Consider the following 22,567-nt stretch of genomic DNA (forward strand, 5'->3'; position numbering starts at 1 on the left):
AGTGCCGGCGATGAAAGGATTTTGAAGTCGCGGGCGCTGAAAGGATTTTGAAGTCGCGCGGCGCCGCATCCGCGCGGATTTGCTGGGGCCAGGCCGGGCACACGGCTTGCGATGGGGCTCCTCCGGATTCTCACCGGAGCCTGCCGCTTGCGCCGTTCCCTCCCCGCTCTCATCGCCCTGGGCACCCTGCTCGGTCTCACCGCCGGTGCCGAGCAGCACCCCACCTCCTCCGCCACGCTGCTGCTCTCCACCCTGCCGGACGACGACGGTCTGGCGGAGCTCCTCTGGGAGCACGCCGCGGACTTCGCGGACGACCGCGCGCGCCTCGCGGCGTCGCGAGCGGATCACCAGCGCACGCACCTGCTGCCCAACCCGGAGCTGGACGTGTCGATGAACACCATCCCCATTGGCGCCACGAACCCGCCGGGCCTGCGCCGCCTGGATGACGTGCCCAACTACGTCGTGGGCGTGTCGGAGCTGGTGGAGCTGGGCAAGCGGGGCCCGCGTCAGGACGCGGCGAAGGCGGCGCTGTCCGCAACCACGCTGGACGTGCACGCCGCGCTGAGGGCCCGCACGTACGACGTGCTGGAGCGGGCGGCGGAGGTGGCCACCACGGAGGTGCGCATCGCGGAGCTGACGAAGCTCACCGATGACGCGCTGAAGCTCACGGACCTGCAACGCGCCAGGCAGCAGCACGGCGACGCGGCGGGCCTGGACGTGGACCGCTCCACGCTGGAGGCGCAGGCGCTGGAGACGACGCTGGGGGAGGAGCGCGTGAAGCTCACGGACGCGCTGCTCGCCTGCGCGCGGCTCGCGGGCATCCCGTGTGAGCCGTTCGGAAGCCAGGAGCGGGCGATGTCCTTCCTCCAGAAGAGGCTCGACCAGGCGCCCGCTCCCACCGCCATCGAAACAAGGCCGGACCTGCGGGCCCTGAGCGCGCAGGAGGACTCCGCGCGGTCCTCGCTGACGCTGGCGAAGCGCCGCTGGATCCCGGATCCGACGGTGCGAGCCGGCTACACGCGGGACCAGTTCATGATCTCCGGCAACCAGCAGAACTCCCTCTTCGTGGGCCTGTCGATTCCGCTCCCACTCTTCGACCACGGGCAGGCGGACGCGCACGCCGCCAGCGCGAGCGCCGGGGCCGCGAAGGCCGCGCGAGAGCTGCTCACGGCCCAGGCCTCGCGAGAGACGGACCTGCTGAACCAGCAACTGCGAGCCGTGCAGGAGCGCCGTCAGAAGCTCCACACCCAGACACTGCCGCTGGCCGAAGGCGTGGTGCAGCGCCTGGATGCGGCGGTGAAGGCCGGAGGCGCGGCGTTGCAGGACCTGCTCCTCGCGCGCCGGACCTACGGCGAGCTGGTGCTGCACGCGGCCGACCTGGATCAGACCGCCTACCAGCTCACCATCGCCATCGCCCGAGTCAGCGCCGCCGGTCCCCGCGCACCGGACACGCTGATCAACCCCCGCGCCTGACCCTCCCCCTCTCCTGAAAGCCCCCAGTCCATGAACTCCCCCGACACCTCCGCCGCCCCGACGTCCACCAACACCTCCTCACGCCGCGCCCCGGTCTGGGTGGCCTTCGCCGGAGCGGGCCTGCTGGGCACCGGCGTGCTGCTCTACGTGCTGTCTCCCACCGCCTCCATCGCGGAGAGCGAGACCGCCATCAGCGGGCCCACCGTGAAGGGTGAAACGGTGCACCTGCCAGACGACGCACCGCAGTGGCACTACGTGCAGCTCGCCGTGGCCACCGAGGGCAGCGCCCTCACCCCGCTCCCCTCCCCCGCGCGAGTGCAGTTCGACGAGGCGCGCACCGCGTCCGTGGGAGCCCCGCTCTCGGGCCGAGTGGAAGAAGTCCGCGTGCGTCCCGGCGACCGGGTGAAGCAGGGCGACGACCTCTTCAGCGTGCGCTCTGGAGCCTTCGCGGAGCTCGTGCGTGAACAGCGCGGCGCGGAAGCAGAGCTCGCGGAGAAGCGCCGCAACGCGGACCGCCTCAAGGAGCTGGTCGCCCTGCGCGCCGCACCGGAGAAGGAGCTCCTCGCCGCGCAAACGGAGCTGCGTCAGGCCGAGCTCTCCCTGGAGGCCGCCAGGGCGAAGCAAGGCAGCCTCCGCGTGTCCTCCCGAGGCGAGAACCTCTTCTGGGTGACGGCCCCGCGCTCCGGCACGGTGGTGGACCTGGACCTGGTGGCCAGCCAGGAGGTGACGCCGGACCGCGACAGGCCGCTCGTGCGCCTCTCCGACCTGGATCAGGTCATGGTCGTCGCGGACCTCCAGGAAGCGGACGCGCTGGACATGTCCCCCGGCCAGGACGTCACCGTCACCACGCGAGACGGCATCGTCCGCGCCGGCAAGGTGGACCGCGTCTCCGAGGTGGTGGATCCGCTGCGCCACACCGTGGAGGTGCGCGTGCGGGTCCCCAACAACGACCGCCGCTTCCGCCCCAACGCCTTCGTGGAGGTGACGCCCACGGCGCCCGAAGGCGTCAAGCGCGTGCGCGTCCCGGACAGCGCGGTGGTGACGGATGGAGCGCGCTCGGTGGTCTTCGTCGCCCGTGACTCGAACCGCCTGGAGCGCGTCGCCGTGACGCCGGGCCGCCGCCGCGACGGCGAGGTGGAGCTGCGCGGAGGCCTCGCCTCCGGAGACCGGTTCGTCGCCCGGGGCGCGCTGCTCCTGGAGAACCAGATCGAACTGGCGGACTGACCGGAGACACCCATGTTCGAAAAGCTCGTCGACTTCAGCCTGAAGAACCGCGCGGCGGTGGTGTTCCTCACGCTGCTCACCGCCATCTGGGGCTGGTTCTGCTTCACCGACCTCACCGTGGAAGCCTTCCCGGATCCCACCGACACGCAGGTCAACGTCATCACCCTCTACCCGGGCCAGCCGTCCGAAGAGGTGGAGCGCCAGATTGGCCTCCCGCTGGAGCGCGCCCTCAACGGCATCCCGGGCCTGACGCGCCTGCGCAACCTCTCCATGTTCGGCCTGTCCTTCGTGACGCTGAGCTTCAACGACAACACCGACGTGCTCTTCGCCCGGGCCCAGGTGCTGGAGCGCCTGAGAGACGCGGAGCTGCCCGCGGGCCTCACGCCCTCGCTGGGCCCGCTGGCCACGCCCATCGGTGAAATCTATCGCTACACGCTGAAGGGCGCGAAGGGCGACCCCATGAAGCTGCGCACCCTCCAGGACTGGGTGGTGCGGCCGGGCCTCCTGCGGGTGGACGGCGTCGCGGACGTCGTCAGCTACGGAGGCCTGCTCAAGGAGATCCACATCCAGCCCGACCCCGCGAGGCTCGCCGCGTTCGGCCTCACGCTGGACGACGTGGAGGACGCGCTGAAGGACGGCTCGGAGAACGCGAGCGGCGGCGTGCTGGAGCGGGGCTCCGAACAGTTCGTCATCCGCAGCGAGGGCCTCTTCCGCTCGCTCGAAGACATCCGAGACGTGCGGGTGGCCACGCACGAAGGCACGCCAGTGTTCCTCAAGGACGTGGCGGACGTGAACGAGGGCTGGTCCCCCCGCCAGGGCGTGGTCAGCCGGGACGGAGACGGTGACGTGGTGCAGGGCATCGTGCTGATGCGCCGCGGAGAGAACCCCTCCGTCGTGCTCTCCCGCGTGCGCGAAGCGGTGGCCGCGGTGAACAGCCGCCTCCAGACGGAAGACGCGCACATCGATCCGTTCTACGATCGCACGGACCTGGTGAACACGACGTTGCGCACGGTGGGCCACAACCTGCTGGAGGGCGCGCTGCTCGTCACGCTGGTCCTCTTCATCTTCCTGTTGGACCTGCGGGCCGCCATCGTCGTGGGCGTCCTGATTCCCCTCTCGCTGCTGGCGTCGTTCATCTACCTGAAGATGCGCGGCATGTCGGCCAACCTCCTGTCCATGGGCGCGGTGGACTTCGGCGTCATCGTGGACGGAGGCGTGGTCATCATCGAGAGCATCCTGGCGCGCATGTCCGGCCACCAGTACGAGGGCGAAACCCCGCTTGAGCGCATCCAACGCGCGACGAAGGCGGTGGTGCGCCCCACGGTGTTCTCGCTGCTCATCATCATCGCGGCGTACCTGCCCATCTTCATGTTGCAGCGGGTGGAGGGCCGCATCTTCGCGCCCATGGCGAACACGGTGGTGGCGGCGCTCCTGGGCGCGCTCGTCTTCTCCGTCACGCTCATCCCGGTGCTGGCGTCGTTCGTCTACCGCAAGCCGGTGAAGCACAAGGAGTCCCCGGTGCTGCGAGCCGCGGACAAGGCCTACGGCCCCGTGCTGGCCTGGAGCCTCAAGCACCCGGCCACCGTGGTCGCGGTGTGTACGGCGGGCCTGCTCTTCGCGGGGGTGCTCGTCCCGCGCATGGGCAGCGAGTTCCTCCCGGCGCTCAACGAAGGCAGCCTCTACCTGACCTTCACCATGCCCTCGAACATCTCCCTGTCGGAGGGCCGCAAGCTGGTGCCGAGAATCGAAGGCCTGCTGCGCCAGGCGCCGCAGGTGGACGGGGTGCTCAGCCAACTGGGCCGCCCGGAGGACGGCACCGACGCGAAGCTCACCAACAACCTGGAGTTCTTCGTGAAGCTCAAGCCACCCGCCGAGTGGCCCAAGAGCACGCCGAAGCTGGACGACGTGCTGGAGGTCCTCCAGCGCGCCGTGTCGGAGGTGCCGGGCATGGAGGTGAGCTTCAGCCAGCCCATCGGCGACAACGTGAACGAGAGCATCAGCGGCCAGCAGGGCCAGCTCGCGGTGAAGCTCTTCGGCGACGACCTCCAGGTGCTCCAGGAGTATTCGCAGAAGGTGAAGCGCACGCTGTCCCGGGTGGACGGCGTCGCGGACCTGGGCATCGTGAAGAGCGGTGAAGTGCCCAGCATCCAGGTGACCCCGGACCGCGTGGCCCTGGCCCGCCACGGCATGTCGCTGGGAGACTTCCAGCACGTCTTCCAGACGGCCGTGGGCGGCCGTCCGCTCAGCGAATTCTGGGAGGGCGAGCGCCGCTTCGACGTGGTGATGCGCCTGCCCATGTCCAGCCGCGACGACGTGGAGAAGCTCTCCCGCCTGCGGGTGCCCGTGGAGGGCGGCGTGCTGGTGCCGCTGAGCGAGCTGGCCACGGTGAAGACGGGCTTCGGCCGCGCCTCCATCAACCGCGAGAACGGCCGGCGCTACATCGGCGTGCGCATGAACGTGCGAGGCCGGGACCTGGGCTCCTTCGTGAAGGACGCGCAGGCGCTGCTCCAGAAGGAGGCCCCGCCTCCCACCGGAATGAGCGTCGAATGGGGCGGCGAGTTCGAGAGCAAGGAGCGCGCGATGGACCGGCTCCTCACCGTGCTGCCGGTGGCGCTGGTGCTCACGCTGCTGCTGCTCTTCAAGGCATTCAACTCCTTCGGCCGCGCGGTGGTGACGCTGCTCAACGTGCCCTTCGCGCTGATGGGCGGCGTGTTCGGCCTGTACTGGGCGGGCATGCCGCTGAGCGTGGCGGCGGCGGTGGGCTTCATCGCGCTCATCGGCCAGGCGGCGCTCAACGGCGTGCTGGTGATGAGCGCCATCGCGGAGCGGAGGGAAGCCGGAGAGTCACTGGACGACGCCATCCTCCACGGCAGCCGCGAACGCCTGCGCCCGGTGCTGATGACCGCCGCGCTGGCGGCCCTGGGCCTGGTGCCGGCGTGTTTGAGCAACGGCATCGGCTCGGAGATGCAGAAGCCCCTGGCCATCGTCATCGTGTCCGGAACCATCTCCGCCTGCGCGCTGACGCTGGTGCTGCTGCCGGTGCTCTTCCGCATCTTCGCCCGCTTCACGGAGCAGGTCGTGGACCGGATGCCCGCGCAGCTGTTGCGCGTGGTGCCCGGAGCGAAGAACCTCCGCAAGGCAGGCTGATGCAACGTTCACGGAGCCCCATGACGACCTGGATGAGTGGAGTCAGCGAAGCGAACGGCATCAACCTCCACTACCTCCGGACCGGAGGTGACAAGCCTCCGGTCGTCCTGCTCCATGGATTGATGGGAAGCGGAGCCTGCTGGACGCCCGTGGCGCGCGTGCTCGAAGGTGAATTCGACGTCGTCATGCCCGACGCCCGGGGGCACGGCGATTCGAGCACGCCGCCCCACGGCTACCGGTACGACGATCACGCAAGCGACGTCGTGGGCCTCATCCAGGGCCTGGAGCTCTCGCGTCCGGTGCTGGTGGGCCACTCGATGGGCGGAATGACGGCCGCCGTGGTGGCGAGCCGAGGGACGGACCTCCGCGGCCTCGTCCTGGTCGACCCGACGTTCTTGAGCCCCGAGCGCCAACGCGAGGTGCACGCCAGCGACGTCGCCGAGCAACACCGTCAGGCGCTCGGCCTGAGCAAATCCGACCTCGTCGCACAGGCCATCGCCTGGCAGCCGCATCGCTCACCCGAGCTCATCGAGCTCCTCGCCGAGGCGCGACTGAAGACCCACCTGGAACCCTTCGACGTCCTCACGCCGCCCAACCCCGACTATCGCGACGTGGTGAGCGCGATGGACGTCCCCATCCTCCTCGTCATTGGAGACCGCGCCCCCGTCGTCACGTTCGAGATGGCGACGGAGCTGCGGAGCCTCAACCCACGCGTGCGAATCGAAGAGCTCCAGGACGCCGGCCACGGCCTCCCGTATGACCAACCCGAGCGTCTGGCGGAGCGAGTCGCGTCGTTCCTGCGGGAGCTGGCTTAGCTGCCGCCACTCGCTGCCGGAGCCTTCCCGGCGATGAAGTCCTTCAAGTCCTCGGGAAGCGGCGACGCGAAGGTGACGGTCTCCCCGGTGCCCGGATGCGGGAACGAGATGCGCTCCGCATGAAGCGCATGGCGCGGCAATCGCAGCCGGGCCCACGCCTCCGGCTCCAGCGAGTGCTTGCTGAACCGGTCGAAGTACCCCGGATCCGGCCCGTACATCTTGTCGCCCACGAGAGGAAAGCCCGCCTCACGCAGGTGGACGCGGATCTGATGCTGCCGCCCCGTCTCCGGAAAGCAGCGCAGCAGCGCGAACGGCTCGCCGCCATGCGTGAAGCGCTGGAGCACCTGGAAGCGCGTGCGGCTGGGCTTGCCCACCACCGGGTCGATTCTCACGGCGATGCGGATCAGGTCCGTCCCCTCCGCGATGGGCGCGTCCACGACGAAGGTGTCCTCGGCGGGCTGGCCCTCGCACAGCGCCAGGTACTCCTTGTGCACGTCGCGCGACAGGAACAGCCCGCCCAGCACACGGCAGGACTCGGTGGTGCGGCCGCAGACGACCAGGCCGCTCGTCTCGCGGTCCAGCCGGTGCGCGGGCTCCGCGAAGCGCTCACCGAAGCGCTCGCGCAGCAGCGTCACCAGCGTGCCCTTGTGGTAGCGCGCGGTGGGGTGGATGGGCAGCCCCGCGGGCTTGTCCAACACCAGCAGCCAGTCATCGGAGAAGACGACGGGCAGCTCCGTGGGCGTCACGGGCTCCTGGCTCGCGGGGCGGCGGATGCGGAAGGTGAGCCCCGGGTACACGGGCGTGGAGGGCTTGAGCCGGTACTCGTCGCACAGGACGCCGCGCAGGATGATGCCGCGCACGCGCTCCAGATCCATGCGGCGGATCTTCTCGCAGAGGTACCGGTCCAGCCGCCACCCCGCGTAGTTCGGCTCCACGACGAACGGGATGTCCACGTAGCCGTCGGGCACGGCCGGAGCGCTCTCGGAGTCTTCACGCATGGCGAGCCCGACGCTCTACCACGCTTCGAAACACGAAGGCCGCCCGGGCCCGCGCGACGAAGACGCGAGCACCCGGCGGCCTGTTTGCTTCACGAACCGTGTCCGCTCACCCGAAGGCGCGCTTCGTCTCCACGCCCAGGAAGCGCGCGTAGAGGTCCGCGATGCGCTCGCCCGTGCGGCCGTCCCACAGCTCCGGCACGCGGCCCTTCTTGAAGTCTCCGGCCAGCACGCGGTTCGCGGCCTCGCGGATGCGCGCCGGGTCGGTGCCCACCACCTCGTTGGAGCCGACCTCCACGGTGATGGGGCGCTCGGTCTGCTCGCGCATGGTGAGGCACGGCACGTTCAGCGCGGTGGTCTCCTCCTGCAGGCCGCCCGAGTCCGTCATCACCAGCTTCGCCTGCGACGTGACGGACAGGAACTCCAGGTAGCCCATGGGGTCCACCAGCTTGAGCCCCGGCGTCTGCTCCAGCTTCGGGCCCAGGCCCTGCTCCGAAATCATCTTGCGCGTGCGCGGGTGCACCGGGAACACGACGGGCAGCTGCTTCGCCACGTCCATCAGCACGCCCAAGAGGCCCGCCAGCAGCTTTGGGTTGTCCACGTTGGACGGGCGGTGCAGCGTCGCCACCACGTAGCCCCTGGGCTCCAGGCCCAGGTTCTTCAGCGTGGGCAGCTGGTCGGCCTTCTCCTTGGACGACAGGAGCGAGTCGATCATCACGTTGCCCACCAGGTGGATGTGCTTCGGGTCGATGCCCTCCTTCAGGAGGTTCGCGTCCGCGTCGCGCGACGGCGTGAGCAGCAGGTCGGAGAGCCGGTCGGTGACGACGCGGTTGATCTCCTCCGGCTGGTGCCGCTCGAAGCTGCGCAGGCCCGCCTCCACGTGGGACAGCGGAATCGCCAGCTTGGACGTGACGAGCGCCGCGGCGATGGTGCTGTTCACGTCGCCCACCACGGAGACCAGGTCCGGCTTCTCCTGGAGGAACACCTTCTCCATCTCCACCATCATCTTCGCCGTCTGCTCGGCATGGCTGCCGGAGCCGATGCCCAGGTGGATTTCAGGCGGAGGCAGCCCCAGGTCCGCGAAGAAGACGTCACTCATCTTCGCGTCGTAGTGCTGGCCGGTGTGGATGACGAGCTGCCGCAGGGACGTACGCGCGGAGATGGCCCGGTGAATGGGTGCCACCTTCATGAAATTGGGACGCGCGCCAACGATGTGGATGACCTTCTTCATGTCGCCCCGGAAGCTAGGCATGGCGCCAGTTCTGGCCAGTGGTGGGCGCCCGCCAGCCCCTCCCCAGGCGCGGCGAGACGTCCTGAATCTGATAGATGCCGCCCCATGCCCGCCTCCCGCACCGTGGCCGTCATCCCCGCCCGCCATGCCAGCACCCGCTTCCCCGGCAAGCCGCTCGCCCTCATCGCCGGGCGTCCGATGATCGAACACGTCTGGCGCCGCTGTCAGGAAGCCCGCGCCTTCGACGAGGTGTGGGTGGCCACCGACGACGCGCGGATCCGCGACGTCGTGGAGGGCTTCGGCGGCAAGGCGGTGATGACCAGCCCCGCCTGCCCCACCGGCACGGACCGCATCGCGGAGGTCGCCCGTGCCCGCCCGGACGTGGCGGTGTGGGTGAACGTGCAGGGGGATGAGCCGCTCGTGGACCCGGGCGCCCTCAAGGTGCTCGCGGACCTCTTCCAGGACGAAGCCGTGAACATGGGCACGCTGGTGCGCCCCCTGGACCCGGAGGAGGTGGACAACCCCCACGTGGTGAAGGCCGTGCTCGCCCTCAACGGTGACGCGCTCTACTTCAGCCGCGCCGCGGTGCCGCACGCCCGCGACCCCGGCACACCCGTGCGCCGCTGGGCCCACCTGGGGCTCTATGGCTACCGGCGCGACACACTGCTCCAGCTCGCCGCGTTCAACCCCACCCCGCTGGAGGAGACGGAGAAGCTGGAGCAGCTACGCGCCCTGGAGAACGGCCTGCGCATCCGCTGCGCCAGCGTGAACTGGCGCACCGTGGCGGTGGACGTGCCGGAGGACGTGGCCCGCGTGGAGGCCGTGATGCGCGAGCGCGCCGCGCTCAGATGACGGGCAGGTCGTCCGGCTCGTCGCCCTTCGGGAAGGCCGCGTCGATGCGCTGGAGCTCCTCCGCCGTGAGCTTCAGCGAGGCCGCGCTCGCGTTGTCGCGCACGTGCGCCGCGTTGCTCGCCTTGGGGATGGCGAACACCGACGGCCGGCGCACCAGGAACTGGAGCGCCACCTGGAAGGGCGTCGCCCCGTGCGCCTTCGCGATGGACGCCAGCACCTTGCCGCCCGCGCTGGTGGGGGACGGGAACTGCCCGTTGCCGAAGGGGCTGTAGGCCACCACCGCCACGCCCTGCGCCTCGCACCACGGGAGGACCGCGTGCTCGATGGCGCGCTCCTCCAGGTGGTACAGCACCTGGTTGCACGCGATGCGCCCCTTGCCCGCCAGGGCCAGCACCTCCTCCAGGTCCTCCACCCCGAAGTTGCTCACCCCCCAGGAGCGGATCTTCCCGGCCGCCATCAGCTCCTCGAAGGCCTCCACCGTGCCCTCCAGCGGGTGCGAACCGGGCCAGTGCAGCAGGTAGCAGTCCAGGTGGTCCGTGCGCAGGCGCTTCAGGCTGCGCTCGCAGGCGGCCACCGTGCCCCGGCGCGTCGCGTTGGACGGCATCACCTTGGAGACGAGGTACACCTCGTCGCGCCGGCCCTCGATGGCCTTCGAGACCAGCTCCTCCTCCACCCGCCCCTGCCCGTAGAGCTCCGCGGTGTCCAGGTGCGTGAGCCCCAGGTCCAGCCCGGCGCGCAGGGCCCGGACGGCCGCTTCCGCGTCGTCGTCCTCCATCTGCCAGGTGCCCTGTCCGATGACGGGCACCGCCACCCCGGTGTTGCCAAAGACGCGCTTCTCCATTGGCCCCTCCTCGCGTGGAACGTGTCATGAAATACCACCCAGGCCTCCCGCCTGCATCCCTGCCCTGCGGACGCCGTCCGGGCTGCACGTCCCCCGACAGTCCGGTAGGCTCCAGCGGTGCCTCCCTCCGTCACCGCTTCGACACCCCACCGCGCCTCCGGGGTCACCGCGCGCCGCCTGCTGGCGCTCGCCCGCCCTGAACTGGGCACCCTGCTCGTCGCCACCGTCTTCCTGTTCATCAGCAGCGGCGCCAGCCTGGTCTACCCCCAGGGCGTCCGAATCCTCATCGACGAGGCCCTCAACGCGAAGAACCGCGGCCTCATCGATAAGGCCGCGCTCGTCATGCTGGCCGTCTTCCTGGTCCAGGGCGTGGCCACCGCCCTGCGCTTCTACCTCTTCACCAACGCTGGCGAGCGCGTGGTCATGCGCCTGCGCCATGACTTCTTCCGGCGCCTCATGGACCAGGAGGTGGCCTTCTTCGACACGCGCCGCACCGGAGAGCTCACCAGCCGGCTCGCCTCCGACACCACGGTGCTCCAGAACACCGTGAGCGCGAACATCTCCCAGGGGCTGCGCAACGCCGTGCAGGCCCTGGGCGGCATCGTGCTGCTCTTCTACACCTCGCCCTCGCTCACCTTCCTCATGCTCGCCATCGTGCCCGTGGTGGCCGTGGGCGGCATGGTCTACGGCCGGCGCGTGCGCGGGCTGTCGCGCAACGTGCAGGACGCGCTCGCCAAGGCCAGCGAGGTCGCCGAGGAGAGCCTGTCCGGCATGCGGACCGTGCGCTCCTTCGCGGCGGAGGCGTCGGAGGTGGCGCGCTACGGCAACGCCGTGAAGACCTCCTACGAGGTCGCCCGCAACCGCGCGCGCCAGTCCGCCGCCTTCATGGGAGGCGCCTCCAGCGCGGGCTACATCGCCGCGGTGGTGGTGTTCTGGTACGGCGGCCGGCTGGTGGTGGACGGCGAGCTGTCCGTGGGCGCCCTCACCTCGTTCCTCATCTACACGATGCTCGTGGCCGTCTCCCTGGGCTCGCTGGCGGACCTCTGGGCGGACTTCATGCGCGCCTCTGGCGCCGCCGAGCGCGTCTTCGAATTGATGGACCGCGCGCCCGCCATCCCCGCCAACGAGGGCGAGCGCCCCACCACCGTCGAAGGACTCGTGGAGCTGCGCGGCGTGCACTTCGCCTACCCCACGCGCCCGGACGTGCCGGTGCTCCAGGGCATCGACCTCACCGTCCACGCGGGCGAGGTCGTCGCCGTGGTGGGCTCCTCCGGCGCCGGCAAGTCCACCCTCGCCGCCCTCCTGTCCCGTTTCTATGATCCGCTCCAGGGCGAGCTGCGCCTGGACGGCCGCCCCCTGAAGTCCCTGGACCCCAGCTGGCTGCGGCGCCACGTGGGCATGGTCGCCCAGGAGCCCCTGCTCTTCTCCTGCTCCATCGCGGACAACATCCGCTACGGCCGCCCGGACGCCACCGACGCGGAGGTGGAGGCCGCGGCGCGCGCCGCGAACGCGCACGAGTTCATCCAGCGCTTCCCGGACGGCTACCGCACGGAGGTGGGCGAGCGCGGCGTGCAGCTGTCCGGCGGCCAGAAGCAGCGCGTGGCCATCGCGCGGGCCGTGCTCAAGGACCCGCGCATCCTCATCCTGGATGAAGCCACGTCCGCCCTGGACTCGGAGAGCGAGCACCTGGTGAAGGACGCCCTGGACCGGCTGATGCAGGGCCGCACCACGCTCATCATCGCCCACCGCCTGTCCACCGTGGCCAACGCCCAGCGCGTGCTGGTGATGGAGCACGGCCGCGTGGTGCAGAGCGGCACCCACTCCACCCTCATGACGCAGGACGGCCTGTACCGCCGCCTCGTGGAGCGCCAGGTCGTCGCCGCCTGAACGCTCGTTCCCCGGACGGGCTTCTCCCACCTCCCGCTCTTCGTGGCGGGAAATGGGGGCGCGCATTATCTCTGCTGCCGCAAGAAAGGAGGTGATGCCTTGAACGACAGCAAGATCAAGGCGTCCACCTCCGTCGCGGTGGCCTGCTAACGCGGGTTGTCCCCGGCGGAAGTGACGCCTGCGGTACCGAGTCGCCCCCGCCTTTGCCGGCGGGGGCGACTTTTTTCGTCCCCCTCCCTACCGGGAATGTCCTGTCCACCCACCGGTTCGTGGCCGCCGGGGGGAAGCACCATCCACGACCATCGGGGTCGCTCGCAGGAGAACTGCCGTGTCCATCACGCCGTGCCCCATCCCTCTGCCCTCCGCCCTCCGTGATGAAGAGACGGTGGACGACCAGCGCAATCTTTTTTGTCCCAACTACGACGCCTGCCTGCACCAGGTCGTGAAGAAAGGCTGGGAAGGCTGGAGTTGCCGGGGGTGCGACCTGCGCCACTTCCGCGTCGGCCAGCCCACCGCCCAGCAGTTCGCCGTGGCCCGTCCGGGCGGTTGGGACGGGCAGTGAAGGGCTGACCTCGCGGGTCGGGGCCAGCCAGCCGTCCGTGCGTCAGAGAATATTTGACGCCCCCTGGCCCTCTTGGCAGGAAGGGACATGCGCTCCAAGAAAACCAAGTTCATCTTCGTGACGGGCGGCGTGGTCAGCTCGCTGGGGAAGGGACTGGCCTCCGCATCCATTGGCGCCCTCCTCGAGAACCGCGGGCTGGACATCACCCTCATCAAGCTGGATCCGTACATCAACGTGGATCCGGGCACGATGAGCCCCTTCCAGCACGGCGAGGTCTTCGTCACCGAGGACGGTGGCGAGACCGACATGGACCTGGGCCACTACGAGCGGTTCACCCACGCCCGGATGAGCCGCCTCAACAACTTCACCTCCGGCCGCATCTACAACGCGGTCATCACCAAGGAACGCCGTGGCGAGTACCTGGGCAAGACCGTCCAGGTGATTCCGCACATCACGGATGAGATCAAGGCCAGCATCCGCCAGGCCGCCCAGGACGTGGACGTCGTCATCGTGGAGGTCGGCGGGACGGTGGGTGACATCGAGTCCCTGCCCTTCCTCGAGGCCATCCGCCAGATGCGCTACGACGTGGGCAGCCAGAACGCCGTCTACATCCACCTGACGCTCTTGCCGTACATCGGCGCCGCGGGCGAGGTGAAGACCAAGCCCACGCAGCACTCGGTGATGAAGCTGCGCGAGATCGGCATCCAGCCGGACTTCCTCCTGTGCCGCACCGACCGGGAGATCTCGCGCGAGCTGAAGGACAAGATCGCCATGTTCTGCAACGTGGACAACGGCAACGTGTTCACGTCCCCGGACGTGCGCAGCATCTACGAGCTGCCCCTGGAGCTGCACCGCCAGGGCCTGGATGAGCGGCTGGCGGAGGTGCTCAACATCTGGAGCCGCGCCCCCCACCTGGAGAAGTGGGAGACCATCGTCCGGAAGATCTACGAGCCCGCGCGCGGCGAAGTGACCGTCGCCATCGTGGGCAAGTACGTGAACCTCACGGAGAGCTACAAGAGCCTCAACGAGTCCCTGCTCCACGGCGGCATCGCCAACGACGTGCGCGTGAAGCTGCGCTTCGTGGACAGCCAGGACGTGGAGGCGCAGGGGCCGGAGAAGACGCTCGCGGGCGTGGACGCGGTGCTGGTGCCCGGCGGCTTCGGCGTGCGCGGCACGGAGGGGAAGATCGCCGCGGTCCGCTACGCGCGTGAGAACAATCTCCCCTTCTTCGGCATCTGCCTGGGCCTCCAGATGGCCGTGGTGGAGTTCAGCCGCACCGTGCTGGGCTTGAAGGGCGCCAACAGCCTGGAGTTCGACGAGCACACCGCGCACCCCGTGGTGACGCTCATGGAGAGCCAGGTGAAGGTGCAGGACAAGGGCGGCACCATGCGCCTGGGCAGCTACGCCTGCGCGCTCAAGCCCGGCAGCGTCGCGCACAAGCTCTACGGCCAGGAGGCCATCCAGGAGCGCCACCGCCACCGCTACGAGGTCAACAACGCCTACCGCGGCCGGCTCCAGGAGGCCGGGCTCGTCATCTCCGGCCACAACCCGGAATTGAACCTGGTGGAGATGATCGAGCTCGCGGACCACCCGTACTTCGTGGGCTGCCAGTTCCACCCCGAGTTCAAGAGCAAGCCCTTCGCTCCCCACCCCCTGTTCTCCGGCTTCATCGGCGCGGCGCTCGCCCAGCGCGACGCCAACCGGACCGCCCCGGTGCGCTCATGAGCAACACCCCCTCCATCGAGCTGTGCGGCCACAAGGTCGGCCCCGGCCAGCGCCTCTTCGTCATCGCCGGCCCGGACAGCATCGAGTCCGAGGAGATGGCCCTGCGCCACGCCCACCTGCTCAAGGGCATCACCCAGCGGCTGGGCGTCCCGTATGCCTTCAAATGTTCCTATGACAAAGCCAACCGGACCAGCGGCAAGTCCTTCCGCGGTCCGGGTTTGAAGGAAGGTCTGAGAATCCTGGACCGTATCCGGCAGGAGGTGGGAGTGCCCGTTCTCACGGACGTCCATGAAACCAGCCACGTCGGGCCTGCCGCTGAAGTCGTGGATATCATCCAGATACCGGCGTTCCTCTGCCGGCAGACGGACCTCGTGGAGGCGGTGGCCCGCTCGGGCAAGGGGGTGAACTTGAAGAAGGGACAGTTCGTCGCCCCCAAGGACATCGTCCACTCGGCGAAGAAGGCCGTGGAGGCGGGCAACCCCAACGTGCTCGTCACCGAGCGCGGCTCGTCCTTCGGCTACAACAACCTCGTCGTGGACATGCGCGGCTTCGCCCAGATGCGCGAGGCCGGCCTCGTGGTCTGCATGGACGCGACCCACGCGGTCCAGCTCCCCTCCTCCAGCGACGGAAAGACAGGCGGCGACCGCAAGTTCGTCTCACTGCTCGCCCGGAGCGCCGCCGCCGCCGGGATTGACGCTTTATTCACAGAAGTCCACGAAGACCCCGACCGTGCCCTGTGTGACGGTCCGTGCTCGCTCAATCCACAGATGTTCGAGGACGTGGTACGAGATGTGCTCAGCATCCGCCGCGCGCTGGGTCACGAAGCCAGTTGATGCATGCGAAAGGTGAGGAGGCCATGTCGACGGAAGCGCCTTCCAAACCGGGCAAGGAAGAGCTGACGTCCCGTGCGTCGCGCGTGCGCTTGCTCGTGTTCGACGTGGATGGCGTCCTCACCGACGGCGCGCTGTACTACGGCGACAACGGCGAGGTGATGAAGCGCTTCAACGTGAAGGACGGCCATGCGCTCGTCATGGCCCGGTTGGTGGGCCTGCCCGCCGCCATCCTCACCGCGCGCTCGTCCCGCATCGTCGAGGCGCGAGGCCGGGAATTGGGCCTCGCCGCCATCTTCCAGGGCCGCAAGGAGAAGGGTCCCGCCTTCCTTGAATTGCTCGCCCAACTCCAGATACCCGCGAATCAGTGCGCGTATATGGGAGACGACCTGAACGACCTGGACCCCATGTCCCTCTCAGGGCTTTCGGCCTGTCCGGCGGATGCCGTTCCAGAGGTGCGCCAGGAAGCGGACTTCGTTACGACGAACGTGGGCGGTCACGGAGCCGCCCGTGAGCTTGTGGAGCTGTGCCTCCGTGCCAGTGGCCGTTGGGAAGACGCCGTGGGTCTGATGAGAAGCACAGATAAACGCAGCACGTCGTAGGGTGGGTTGATCAAACCCCGCATTCAAGGTAGGTGTTTATTTCCATGGCTAGTGGAACGATGCAGTCCGAGGGGAGTACGGCGATGACGGACCAGCTCTACACGACGCACGACATCAGTCGGTTGCTTCAGGTGGACCCGTCGACGGTGAGCAAGTGGATTGACCGCGGCATCCTGATGGCCTTCCGGACTCCGGGCGGCCACCGCCGGGTGCGTTCGACGGACCTGCGCACCTTCCTGGTCACCCACCAGATGCCCGTGCCCGAGGAGCTGGGCAGCAGCACGGTGCGCCTGCTGGTCGTGGACGACGAGCGCCCGGTGCTGGACGCCATCAAGCGCGCGTTCAAGCCGCACGCGAACCAGGTGGAGCTCCAGACCACCACGAGCGGCGTGGAGGCCCTGCTGCTCGTCTCCGAGCAGAAGCCGCACGGGATGATCATCGACCTCAACATGCCGGACATCGACGGCATCGAGGTCTGCAAGCGCATCCGCGCGCGCAAGCAGATGGAGGGTGTGCGCCTCATCACCATGACGAGCAATCACACGCCTGACGTCGTGGAGCAGTCCAAGCAGGCCGGCGCGGTGGCGTGCCTGGCCAAGCCGCTGGACGTCACGCAGGTGATGGAGCTGTTCCGGGTTCCGCTGGCGCTCAACACCAGCGCTGCTCGCAAGTAACAGGGCGGGGGCTTCCGCCGGCCACCGCGGAAGCCCTCGGGTCGCAAGGATGCTTGCGGGAGTCGCCGCGCCTCGTCGCAGCGAGGGCAGCGGCCTCCCTGATGGGGTGTTGATGCACGCGCATCAACCCTGGACCTTCACCTCGACGACGCGGGGCTTGGTCTCCTCGCGGCGCGGCAGGGTGAGGGTGAGCACGCCATTGTCGTAACGGGCCTCCACGCGGGTCGCGTCCACCGTCTCCGGCAGGCGGAACTGGCGCGCGTACACGCCCGAGGCGCGCTCCTGGCGCCGCAGGGTGCTGCCCTCCGGCACGGTCTCGGCCTTGCGCTCGGAGCGCACGGTCAGCACGCCGTCCTCCACCTTCACCTGGATGGCCTTGGCGTCATGGCCGGGCAGGTCCACGCGCAGCGTGATGCCGGACTCGGCCTCCAGGATGTCCGCCGCGGGCGTGACGGTGCGCTCGGCGTCGTTGCGGACGCCCAGCTCGCGGAAGAGGAAGTCGAAGTCGCGCAGCAGCGGGTGGGTGACGGCGGCGTTGTTGAAGGGATAACGGGCGGTCAGCATGGTCTTCTCCTGTTCGTGACGTCCCTTGGGACGCACGTCGTGCGGGTTCACGGTCGTTGTTGAATTGGCGTCCGGGGCCCCGTTTCTCGGGGGTGCCCGGCAGCGCCTCACAAGACTCAAGAGAACCATGCTTCGGGACGTGTCAAGCAACGCCCCCGCACGTCCTGGAGCCCCCGCCAACGGCCTTCGTGCCTGCCCGCCTGCCCTCCTTCCGGGGTGCCAGGCTCAGTCGTCGTCGCGGCCCAGCGTGACGGCGGCGCCGTCGTCGTCGCGGGTGACGCGCACCTGCCAGGGGCGGCAGCAGACGGGGCAGTCCTCCACGTAGGACTCGGAGGAGGCGCCCAGCGAGTCCACGTCGACTTCAACCTCTTCACCGCAGTACGGGCACATCTGGGTGGCGGCGTCCGCGAATGGCTGCATGGTCCAGGCCTCCTTGCCCTCAAGGCATGTTCGGTGACGTGGACTGAGCGTCCGCGCCATCAGACGCTAGAATCCCCACCCCATGGCTCCCCCTTCCCGGAATCGCATCGCGGACATCCTCGTCAAGGCGCGCGTCATCGACGAGTTGCAGCTACGCAGCGCGCTCGCCTCGCTGGACCAGTGGGGCGGACGCGTGTCGCGCGTCATCGCGGACCTGGGCCTGGCCTCCGAGGAGACCATCACCCAGGCCATCTGCCAGGGCCTGGGAATGCCGCGCGTGCAGCTGGGCAACCTGACGAAGGACGCGGCGGCGCTCGCGCGCGTGGACGTGGGGCTCGCCGAGCAGAAGGGCATCTTCCCCGTGCAGCTCAAGGACAACGGGAAGACGCTGGTGCTGGCGATGTCCGACCCCACGGACCTGGCCACGTTGGACCAGGTCGCGGCGCGCAGCCGCGCCCGCGTGGTCCCCATGGTGGCGGGCGACCGTGAAATCGAGCACGCCATCCTGCGCCACTACCGCGGCCAGGAGCCGGTGGAGAAGAAGCGCTACAAGCCCGACTCGAACAAGCAGCAGGACGCGGGCGAGCTCCCGGAGGAGGAGGAGTTCAAGGTCGTGGACATGAGCGGCAAGACGGTCGTGAAGCGCATCAGCGACATCGTCGACCCGAACGCCGCCCCGCCGCCCCCCGCTCCCGCGCCCGCGGCACGCGCGGCCCCCGCGCCCGCCGCCGCGAACGTGGGCTCCAGCGCCTCGGACATCCTGGATGAAATCCTCGCGGGTGGCTCGCCCACCAACGAGTGGACGGAGGAGGACCTGGCCCGCCTGCAGACGGTGCAGCAGAACCAGGAGAAGAGCTCGAAGATCCTCCGCGCCCTGCTGGAGCTCGTCTTCGAGAAGGGCGCCGTGCAGCAGCGCGAGCTGGCCGCGCGCATGCGCGTCTGAGCCTGTCTGTCTTTGTCAGCCCACCTCGCGCAGCTCGCGCGCGGTGAGCCCCAGCAGCGTGAGGATGGTGTCCAGCCCGCCGGCGGAGATGGACGTGTCGGCGGCCTCACGCAGCTTCGGCTTGGCGCGGAAGGCGATGCCCAGCCCCGCCTTCTCCAGCATCAGCAAATCGTTGGCCCCATCCCCCACGGCGATGACCTGCTCCAGCAGGATGCCCTCCTGCTTCGCCAGCGTCTCCAACAACTCCGCCTTGCGGCGCGCGTTGACGATGGTGCCCACGGTGCGGCCGGTGAGCTTCCCGTCCTGGACCTCCAGCGCGTTGGAGTACGCGAAGTCGATGCCCAGCCGCTTCTGCAGCGCTTCGGCCGCCACGGAGAAGCCGCCGCTGATGACCGCGGTGCGGTAGCCCAGGCGCCGCAGCACGCGGATGAGTGTCTCCGCGCCCTCGGTGAGCGGCAGGTTCGCGGCCAGCTCGTGCAGCACGCGCGCGTCCAGCCCGGCGAGCAGCGCCACGCGCTGGCGCAGGGACTCGTCGTAGTCCATCTCCCCGTGCATCGCGCGCTCGGTGATGGCGGCCACCTTCGCGTGGACGCCGTACGCGCGCGCCAGCTCGTCGATGACCTCGATGCGGATGAGCGTGGAGTCCATGTCCATCACCACCATCCGCTTGCCGCGCCGGTAGAGGCTCTCGCGCTGGAGGGCCACGTCGAACGTGGGGCTCGCCATGGACAGCGCCAGCAGCGCGCGCTTGAGCGCCGCCGGGTCCGCGTCCGGCGGCAGCGTGACGTGCAGCTCCACCGCCGCGAGCGGCGTCTCACTCAGCCGCGTGATGCGCTCCACGCGCGCGTTGCCCGCCACCAGCTGTTGCGTCAGCGCATGCACGTCCTGCACGCCCAGCGCCTTGCCCACCGCGGTGACGACGTAGCGCAGCGGCTCCGGCCCCGGCGCTGGAGACGTGATGGCGGAAGGCACCGCGCGCACGTCCACCGTGACGCCCAGCTCCCGGGCCAGTTCTGGAAGTTCCTGGAGCGATTCGCCGCCGGGCAGGCGCACCCAGAGGGCCAGGGTGAGCAGGCCCTGCACCACCACCTGCTCCACGTCGAGCAGCTCCGCGCCCGCTTTCGCGAGCAGGCCGGTGAGGCGGGCGGTGGTATCGGGGCCGTCCCTGCCGGTGACGGTGAGGAGGACGCTGTCAGAGGGGCGCGTGGACATGACGCACCTCACTCTGACAGGTCTCCACGGGGACGGGCGAGCCTCGCGAGGAGGCCCGCCTGCCCGGCCTGCGGCTACTCCTGCGGATCCGACGACAGGATGAGCGCGCCGCGGTCCAGGTACTCGCGCTCCGGGAACGCCTTGTAGAAGTCCGCCAGCATCGCGTCCACGTCCGGGTAGCGCTGCTCGCGCCGGTCCTGAGTGGCCTTGTCGAAGAGCTGATCCAACCCGCTGGGCGCCTCCGGGTTCACCTCCGACGGCAGCGGCGAGCGGCGGCCCGGAATCTGACCGGTGAACATCTCGTAGAGCAGGATGCCCAGGGCGTACACGTCCGCGGCGGGGCCCGCCTCCTGGACGCCCTTGTTCATCAGCTCCGGCGCCATGTAGACCATGCCGCCCGTGCCCACGAACACCTGGGGCATGCCCTTCGTCGCGTCCACCTCCACCACGCGGCTCATGCCGAAGTCGGAGAGCTTCGCGTTGCCGTACGCGTCGAAGAGGACGTTCTCCGGCTTGATGTTGTGGTGGGTGAGCCCCGCGGCGTGCGCGGCCTTCAGGCCGTACGCCAACTGCAGGAAGGTGCGCAGCGCGTGCTGCACGTCAATGCCCTTGCCGCCCGCGGCCTCCAGCTTCTCCTTCAGGCTGCCGCGCATCAGCTCCACCACGAAGTAGGGCCGCGCCGAGTCCACGTTCTGGTCGAGGATCTGCACCACGCCCGGGTGGCGCACCTGCGCCTGCGCGCACAGCTCCTTCTTCAGGCGCTTGAGGACCTCACCGCGCTGCAGGAAGGAGAAGTAGCCGAAGATGTCCTTCAGCTCCTTGATGCAGATGTCCAGCCCCAGCGCGTTGTAGCGGCCCTTGAAGACCGTCCCCAGCGGCCCCGTGCCAATGGGGTCGAACTTCTGGTAGCGCAGGTCCAGGTCGCTGGAGCCCTTCGCGGCGGCCGCGGCGGCGGCGTGGGGAACCGGGGCTGCGGGAGCGGAAGGCGTGGCGGGAGGGGGCATCGGAGCGGGCGTGGCGGCGAGCGGAGGGGTGATGATGATCGGTTGGGACGCGCTGGGAACCGGCGCGGTCACCACGACGGGCTGGGGCGCGGGCGCCGGCGGCAGCCCGATGAAGGTCTCCCGGCGTCCTTCCGCGGGGCCTTCCTGGCGGAGCGCCGGCTGGGGCTGCGGCGTCGCGATGGGCGGCGGCGCGGCGGCCTGCATCTGGGTCGCGACCTGCCCCAGATCCAGCGCCGGCATGGCCACGCGGTGCGTGCGCGAAGGCGGCACCGGGGGCGGCCCCACCTGGGACTGGGCGGAGGCCCCGGCCGAGGAGGACGCATCCACCTCCGCCTCGTCCAGGAGCAGCTCTGGCGGCGGCGGCGGGACGCTCATCGGTTCGTCCTCGTCCAGCGGACGGCCGATGTGCGTGGCGTCCTCCGCGGGCAGGAGCTGATCCGCGAAGAAGTCGTCGACCTCCGACGCGAACCGGTCCTGCAGGTCCCCCTCCACCACCCGCTCACCCTGTTCGGTGAGCTTCAGCTGGGCCTCGCGGTCCATGGCGATGTAGTGGAACTTGCGCAGGAAGAAGAAGTAGCTGTCGAACTCCAGCGAGACGGACGGCTCGAGGGCGGCCTTCACGTCGGCCAGCTTGTTCGAGCGTCCCAGGCGGCCGTTCTCCCGCAGATTCTGCAGGATGAGCAGCGCCTCGCCACTGACGGTGTCACGATGGATGGCGGGCTTCGTCATGGGTGCGCGGACTCTACGCGGCACCCGCCCGGCGCATCAATGTCTGCCGCGCCGAAGAAAGCCGGAGGCCTACCGGATGCGCAGCAGCTGCTTCACCGTCTCCAGCACTTCCACGAACCGCACGGGCTTGCGCAGGTAGATGTCCACCCCCAGCTGCATCGCCCGCTCCTGGGCCTCCTTGCCACCCGCGGAGATCGCGATGACCGGGATGCCCTTGAGCTCCTCCTCCTCCCGGATGCGCTCCACCAGGGCGAAGCCGTCCATCACCGGCATGTAGAGGTCCAGCATCACCAGGCTGAAGCGGTCCTCGCGCAGCCGCAGGAGGGCGTGGTGGCCGTCCGGGGCGAAGTGGACCTCCAGCGGGACCTTCCCGTGCAGATCGTTGCTCGCGAGCTTCTTCAGCACGTAGCTGTACATCTCGATGATGTGCGGGTTGTCCTCGACGATGAGCACACGGTACCCGTCCTGCTCCGAAGGGGTCACCGCGCTGTCGTTGGGTCCCGCCGCACTCAAGATGTCACCCAGTCGCCGCCGGTCCTGCTCGCTCTCCACACGGATGCCCACGCCGCCCGGCTGATCCGGCGCGGCGATGCGCACCCACGCCACCGTCCCCGCGACTTCTACCGGATCCAGCAGTCCCGGGAAAGAAAGAGCAAGCCGCAGCTCGTCTCCCACCGCGAAGAGCTGCTCGGTCTGGACGAAGAACCCTCCGGCGGAGAGGTTTTCCGTCACGTCCCGCAGCGGCCGGCCATGGGCGTAGTCCACCCGGAGGATGGTGGGGATACGAGGGTGCTGCCGCTGGTCCGCAGGGTCCAGGCTCATAACAAGGGGTTGAAA

Annotated in this window: 20 protein-coding genes; 12 read left to right on the plus strand and 8 right to left on the minus strand. The window is 69.4% G+C overall.

Features of this window, described 5'->3' with window-relative positions; all coding sequences use genetic code 11:
• The first annotated feature begins 147 nt into the window (after positions 1 to 147).
• From JYJ93_RS37540 to JYJ93_RS37555, 4 genes are read left to right on the plus strand one after another with little or no spacing between them, the layout of a single operon-like run.
• Positions 148 to 1,473, plus strand: a complete 1,326-nt coding sequence (locus JYJ93_RS37540) for a TolC family protein (protein ID WP_206799502.1) — start codon at positions 148 to 150, stop codon at positions 1,471 to 1,473.
• A gap of 30 nt (positions 1,474 to 1,503) precedes the next feature.
• Positions 1,504 to 2,697, plus strand: a complete 1,194-nt coding sequence (locus tag JYJ93_RS37545) for an efflux RND transporter periplasmic adaptor subunit (protein WP_206799503.1) — start codon at positions 1,504 to 1,506, stop codon at positions 2,695 to 2,697.
• 12 nt (positions 2,698 to 2,709) lie between these two features.
• The gene (locus JYJ93_RS37550) at positions 2,710 to 5,844 is read left to right on the plus strand and encodes a CusA/CzcA family heavy metal efflux RND transporter (RefSeq protein ID WP_206799504.1); all 3,135 of its coding nucleotides are present in this window, start codon (positions 2,710 to 2,712) and stop codon (positions 5,842 to 5,844) included.
• 32 nt (positions 5,845 to 5,876) lie between these two features.
• A complete protein-coding gene (locus JYJ93_RS37555; protein WP_242544073.1) occupies positions 5,877 to 6,659 on the plus strand; it encodes an alpha/beta hydrolase in 783 nt (260 codons plus the stop codon).
• Here the strand turns inward: JYJ93_RS37555 and JYJ93_RS37560 are convergent.
• Positions 6,656 to 7,657 carry an RluA family pseudouridine synthase gene (locus tag JYJ93_RS37560; protein ID WP_206799508.1) on the minus strand — a complete coding sequence of 334 codons (1,002 nt, stop codon included), beginning with the start codon at positions 7,655 to 7,657 and terminating at the stop codon, positions 6,656 to 6,658. The genes JYJ93_RS37555 and JYJ93_RS37560 overlap by 4 nt on opposite strands.
• Before the next feature lie 106 nt (positions 7,658 to 7,763).
• The gene (wecB, locus tag JYJ93_RS37565; protein WP_206800649.1) at positions 7,764 to 8,885 is read right to left on the minus strand and encodes a UDP-N-acetylglucosamine 2-epimerase (non-hydrolyzing); all 1,122 of its coding nucleotides are present in this window, start codon (positions 8,883 to 8,885) and stop codon (positions 7,764 to 7,766) included.
• A 105-nt stretch (positions 8,886 to 8,990) separates the two neighbouring features.
• On the opposite strand from wecB, the gene kdsB reads away from it, so the two are divergent.
• On the plus strand, positions 8,991 to 9,737 hold the full coding sequence (gene kdsB / locus JYJ93_RS37570; RefSeq protein WP_206799509.1) for a 3-deoxy-manno-octulosonate cytidylyltransferase: 747 nt from the start codon (positions 8,991 to 8,993) through the stop codon (positions 9,735 to 9,737).
• On the opposite strand, the gene JYJ93_RS37575 is transcribed toward kdsB, so the two are convergent.
• Positions 9,730 to 10,578: an aldo/keto reductase gene (locus tag JYJ93_RS37575; RefSeq protein ID WP_206799511.1), complete on the minus strand. Its 849-nt coding sequence runs from the start codon at positions 10,576 to 10,578 to the stop codon at positions 9,730 to 9,732. The two genes, kdsB and JYJ93_RS37575, sit on opposite strands and share 8 nt — an antisense overlap.
• A 117-nt stretch (positions 10,579 to 10,695) precedes the next feature.
• On the opposite strand from JYJ93_RS37575, the gene JYJ93_RS37580 reads away from it, so the two are divergent.
• The 6 genes from JYJ93_RS37580 to JYJ93_RS37605 all read left to right on the plus strand — a co-directional run bounded on the left by JYJ93_RS37580 (position 10,696) and on the right by JYJ93_RS37605 (position 16,858).
• Positions 10,696 to 12,465 carry an ABC transporter transmembrane domain-containing protein gene (locus JYJ93_RS37580; RefSeq protein WP_206799513.1) on the plus strand — a complete coding sequence of 590 codons (1,770 nt, stop codon included), beginning with the start codon at positions 10,696 to 10,698 and terminating at the stop codon, positions 12,463 to 12,465.
• A gap of 328 nt (positions 12,466 to 12,793) precedes the next feature.
• Positions 12,794 to 13,027 (plus strand): hypothetical protein, encoded by a 234-nt coding sequence (locus JYJ93_RS37585; protein ID WP_206799515.1) that lies wholly within the window; start codon positions 12,794 to 12,796, stop codon positions 13,025 to 13,027.
• An 87-nt stretch (positions 13,028 to 13,114) separates the two neighbouring features.
• On the plus strand, positions 13,115 to 14,752 hold the full coding sequence (locus JYJ93_RS37590; protein ID WP_206799517.1) for a CTP synthase: 1,638 nt from the start codon (positions 13,115 to 13,117) through the stop codon (positions 14,750 to 14,752).
• Positions 14,749 to 15,585, plus strand: a complete 837-nt coding sequence (kdsA, locus tag JYJ93_RS37595) for a 3-deoxy-8-phosphooctulonate synthase (RefSeq protein ID WP_206799519.1) — start codon at positions 14,749 to 14,751, stop codon at positions 15,583 to 15,585. Before JYJ93_RS37590 ends, kdsA begins: the two co-directional genes overlap by 4 nt.
• A gap of 23 nt (positions 15,586 to 15,608) precedes the next feature.
• On the plus strand, positions 15,609 to 16,184 hold the full coding sequence (locus JYJ93_RS37600; protein WP_206799521.1) for an HAD-IIIA family hydrolase: 576 nt from the start codon (positions 15,609 to 15,611) through the stop codon (positions 16,182 to 16,184).
• 44 nt (positions 16,185 to 16,228) lie between these two features.
• Positions 16,229 to 16,858, plus strand: coding sequence for a response regulator (locus JYJ93_RS37605; RefSeq protein ID WP_043321054.1), 630 nt, complete (start codon positions 16,229 to 16,231; stop codon positions 16,856 to 16,858).
• 123 nt (positions 16,859 to 16,981) lie between these two features.
• On the opposite strand, the gene JYJ93_RS37610 is transcribed toward JYJ93_RS37605, so the two are convergent.
• Both JYJ93_RS37610 and JYJ93_RS37615 read right to left on the minus strand, forming a co-directional pair.
• The gene (locus JYJ93_RS37610) at positions 16,982 to 17,422 is read right to left on the minus strand and encodes an Hsp20/alpha crystallin family protein (RefSeq protein WP_206799523.1); all 441 of its coding nucleotides are present in this window, start codon (positions 17,420 to 17,422) and stop codon (positions 16,982 to 16,984) included.
• A 225-nt stretch (positions 17,423 to 17,647) separates the two neighbouring features.
• On the minus strand, positions 17,648 to 17,842 hold the full coding sequence (locus tag JYJ93_RS37615) for a CPXCG motif-containing cysteine-rich protein (RefSeq protein ID WP_206799525.1): 195 nt from the start codon (positions 17,840 to 17,842) through the stop codon (positions 17,648 to 17,650).
• A gap of 82 nt (positions 17,843 to 17,924) precedes the next feature.
• On the opposite strand from JYJ93_RS37615, the gene JYJ93_RS37620 reads away from it, so the two are divergent.
• Complete coding sequence (locus JYJ93_RS37620; protein WP_206799527.1) at positions 17,925 to 18,785, plus strand: general secretion pathway protein GspE; 861 nt, start codon at positions 17,925 to 17,927, stop codon at positions 18,783 to 18,785.
• Positions 18,786 to 18,800: 15 nt separating this feature from the next.
• On the opposite strand, the gene serB is transcribed toward JYJ93_RS37620, so the two are convergent.
• The 3 genes from serB to JYJ93_RS37635 form a co-directional block, all read right to left on the minus strand.
• The gene (gene serB, locus JYJ93_RS37625) at positions 18,801 to 19,997 is read right to left on the minus strand and encodes a phosphoserine phosphatase SerB (protein WP_206799529.1); all 1,197 of its coding nucleotides are present in this window, start codon (positions 19,995 to 19,997) and stop codon (positions 18,801 to 18,803) included.
• A gap of 74 nt (positions 19,998 to 20,071) precedes the next feature.
• A complete protein-coding gene (locus JYJ93_RS37630; RefSeq protein ID WP_206799531.1) occupies positions 20,072 to 21,730 on the minus strand; it encodes a serine/threonine-protein kinase in 1,659 nt (552 codons plus the stop codon).
• Positions 21,731 to 21,799: 69 nt separating this feature from the next.
• Positions 21,800 to 22,552 carry a TIGR02266 family protein gene (locus tag JYJ93_RS37635; protein ID WP_120588864.1) on the minus strand — a complete coding sequence of 251 codons (753 nt, stop codon included), beginning with the start codon at positions 22,550 to 22,552 and terminating at the stop codon, positions 21,800 to 21,802.
• Positions 22,553 to 22,567 lie beyond the last annotated feature (15 nt).

Origin of the sequence: Corallococcus sp. NCSPR001 (assembly GCF_017309135.1) — a bacterium.
Taxonomy (GTDB): domain Bacteria; phylum Myxococcota; class Myxococcia; order Myxococcales; family Myxococcaceae; genus Corallococcus.

Bases quoted from the DNA above. Each gene is read 5' to 3' on its own strand.
- JYJ93_RS37545 (WP_206799503.1), top strand. From the start codon at position 1,504: ATGAACTCCCCCGACACCTCCGCCGCCCCGACGTCCACCAACACCTCC.
- JYJ93_RS37550 (WP_206799504.1), top strand. From the start codon at position 2,710: ATGTTCGAAAAGCTCGTCGACTTCAGCCTGAAGAACCGCGCGGCGGTG.
- JYJ93_RS37555 (WP_242544073.1), top strand. From the start codon at position 5,877: ATGAGTGGAGTCAGCGAAGCGAACGGCATCAACCTCCACTACCTCCGG.
- JYJ93_RS37560 (WP_206799508.1), bottom strand. From the start codon at position 7,657: ATGCGTGAAGACTCCGAGAGCGCTCCGGCCGTGCCCGACGGCTACGTG.
- wecB (WP_206800649.1), bottom strand. From the start codon at position 8,885: ATGAAGAAGGTCATCCACATCGTTGGCGCGCGTCCCAATTTCATGAAG.
- kdsB (WP_206799509.1), top strand. From the start codon at position 8,991: ATGCCCGCCTCCCGCACCGTGGCCGTCATCCCCGCCCGCCATGCCAGC.
- JYJ93_RS37575 (WP_206799511.1), bottom strand. From the start codon at position 10,578: ATGGAGAAGCGCGTCTTTGGCAACACCGGGGTGGCGGTGCCCGTCATC.
- JYJ93_RS37590 (WP_206799517.1), top strand. From the start codon at position 13,115: ATGCGCTCCAAGAAAACCAAGTTCATCTTCGTGACGGGCGGCGTGGTC.
- kdsA (WP_206799519.1), top strand. From the start codon at position 14,749: ATGAGCAACACCCCCTCCATCGAGCTGTGCGGCCACAAGGTCGGCCCC.
- JYJ93_RS37600 (WP_206799521.1), top strand. From the start codon at position 15,609: ATGTCGACGGAAGCGCCTTCCAAACCGGGCAAGGAAGAGCTGACGTCC.
- JYJ93_RS37605 (WP_043321054.1), top strand. From the start codon at position 16,229: ATGGCTAGTGGAACGATGCAGTCCGAGGGGAGTACGGCGATGACGGAC.
- JYJ93_RS37610 (WP_206799523.1), bottom strand. From the start codon at position 17,422: ATGCTGACCGCCCGTTATCCCTTCAACAACGCCGCCGTCACCCACCCG.
- JYJ93_RS37615 (WP_206799525.1), bottom strand. From the start codon at position 17,842: ATGCAGCCATTCGCGGACGCCGCCACCCAGATGTGCCCGTACTGCGGT.
- JYJ93_RS37620 (WP_206799527.1), top strand. From the start codon at position 17,925: ATGGCTCCCCCTTCCCGGAATCGCATCGCGGACATCCTCGTCAAGGCG.
- serB (WP_206799529.1), bottom strand. From the start codon at position 19,997: ATGTCCACGCGCCCCTCTGACAGCGTCCTCCTCACCGTCACCGGCAGG.
- JYJ93_RS37630 (WP_206799531.1), bottom strand. From the start codon at position 21,730: ATGACGAAGCCCGCCATCCATCGTGACACCGTCAGTGGCGAGGCGCTG.
- JYJ93_RS37635 (WP_120588864.1), bottom strand. From the start codon at position 22,552: ATGAGCCTGGACCCTGCGGACCAGCGGCAGCACCCTCGTATCCCCACC.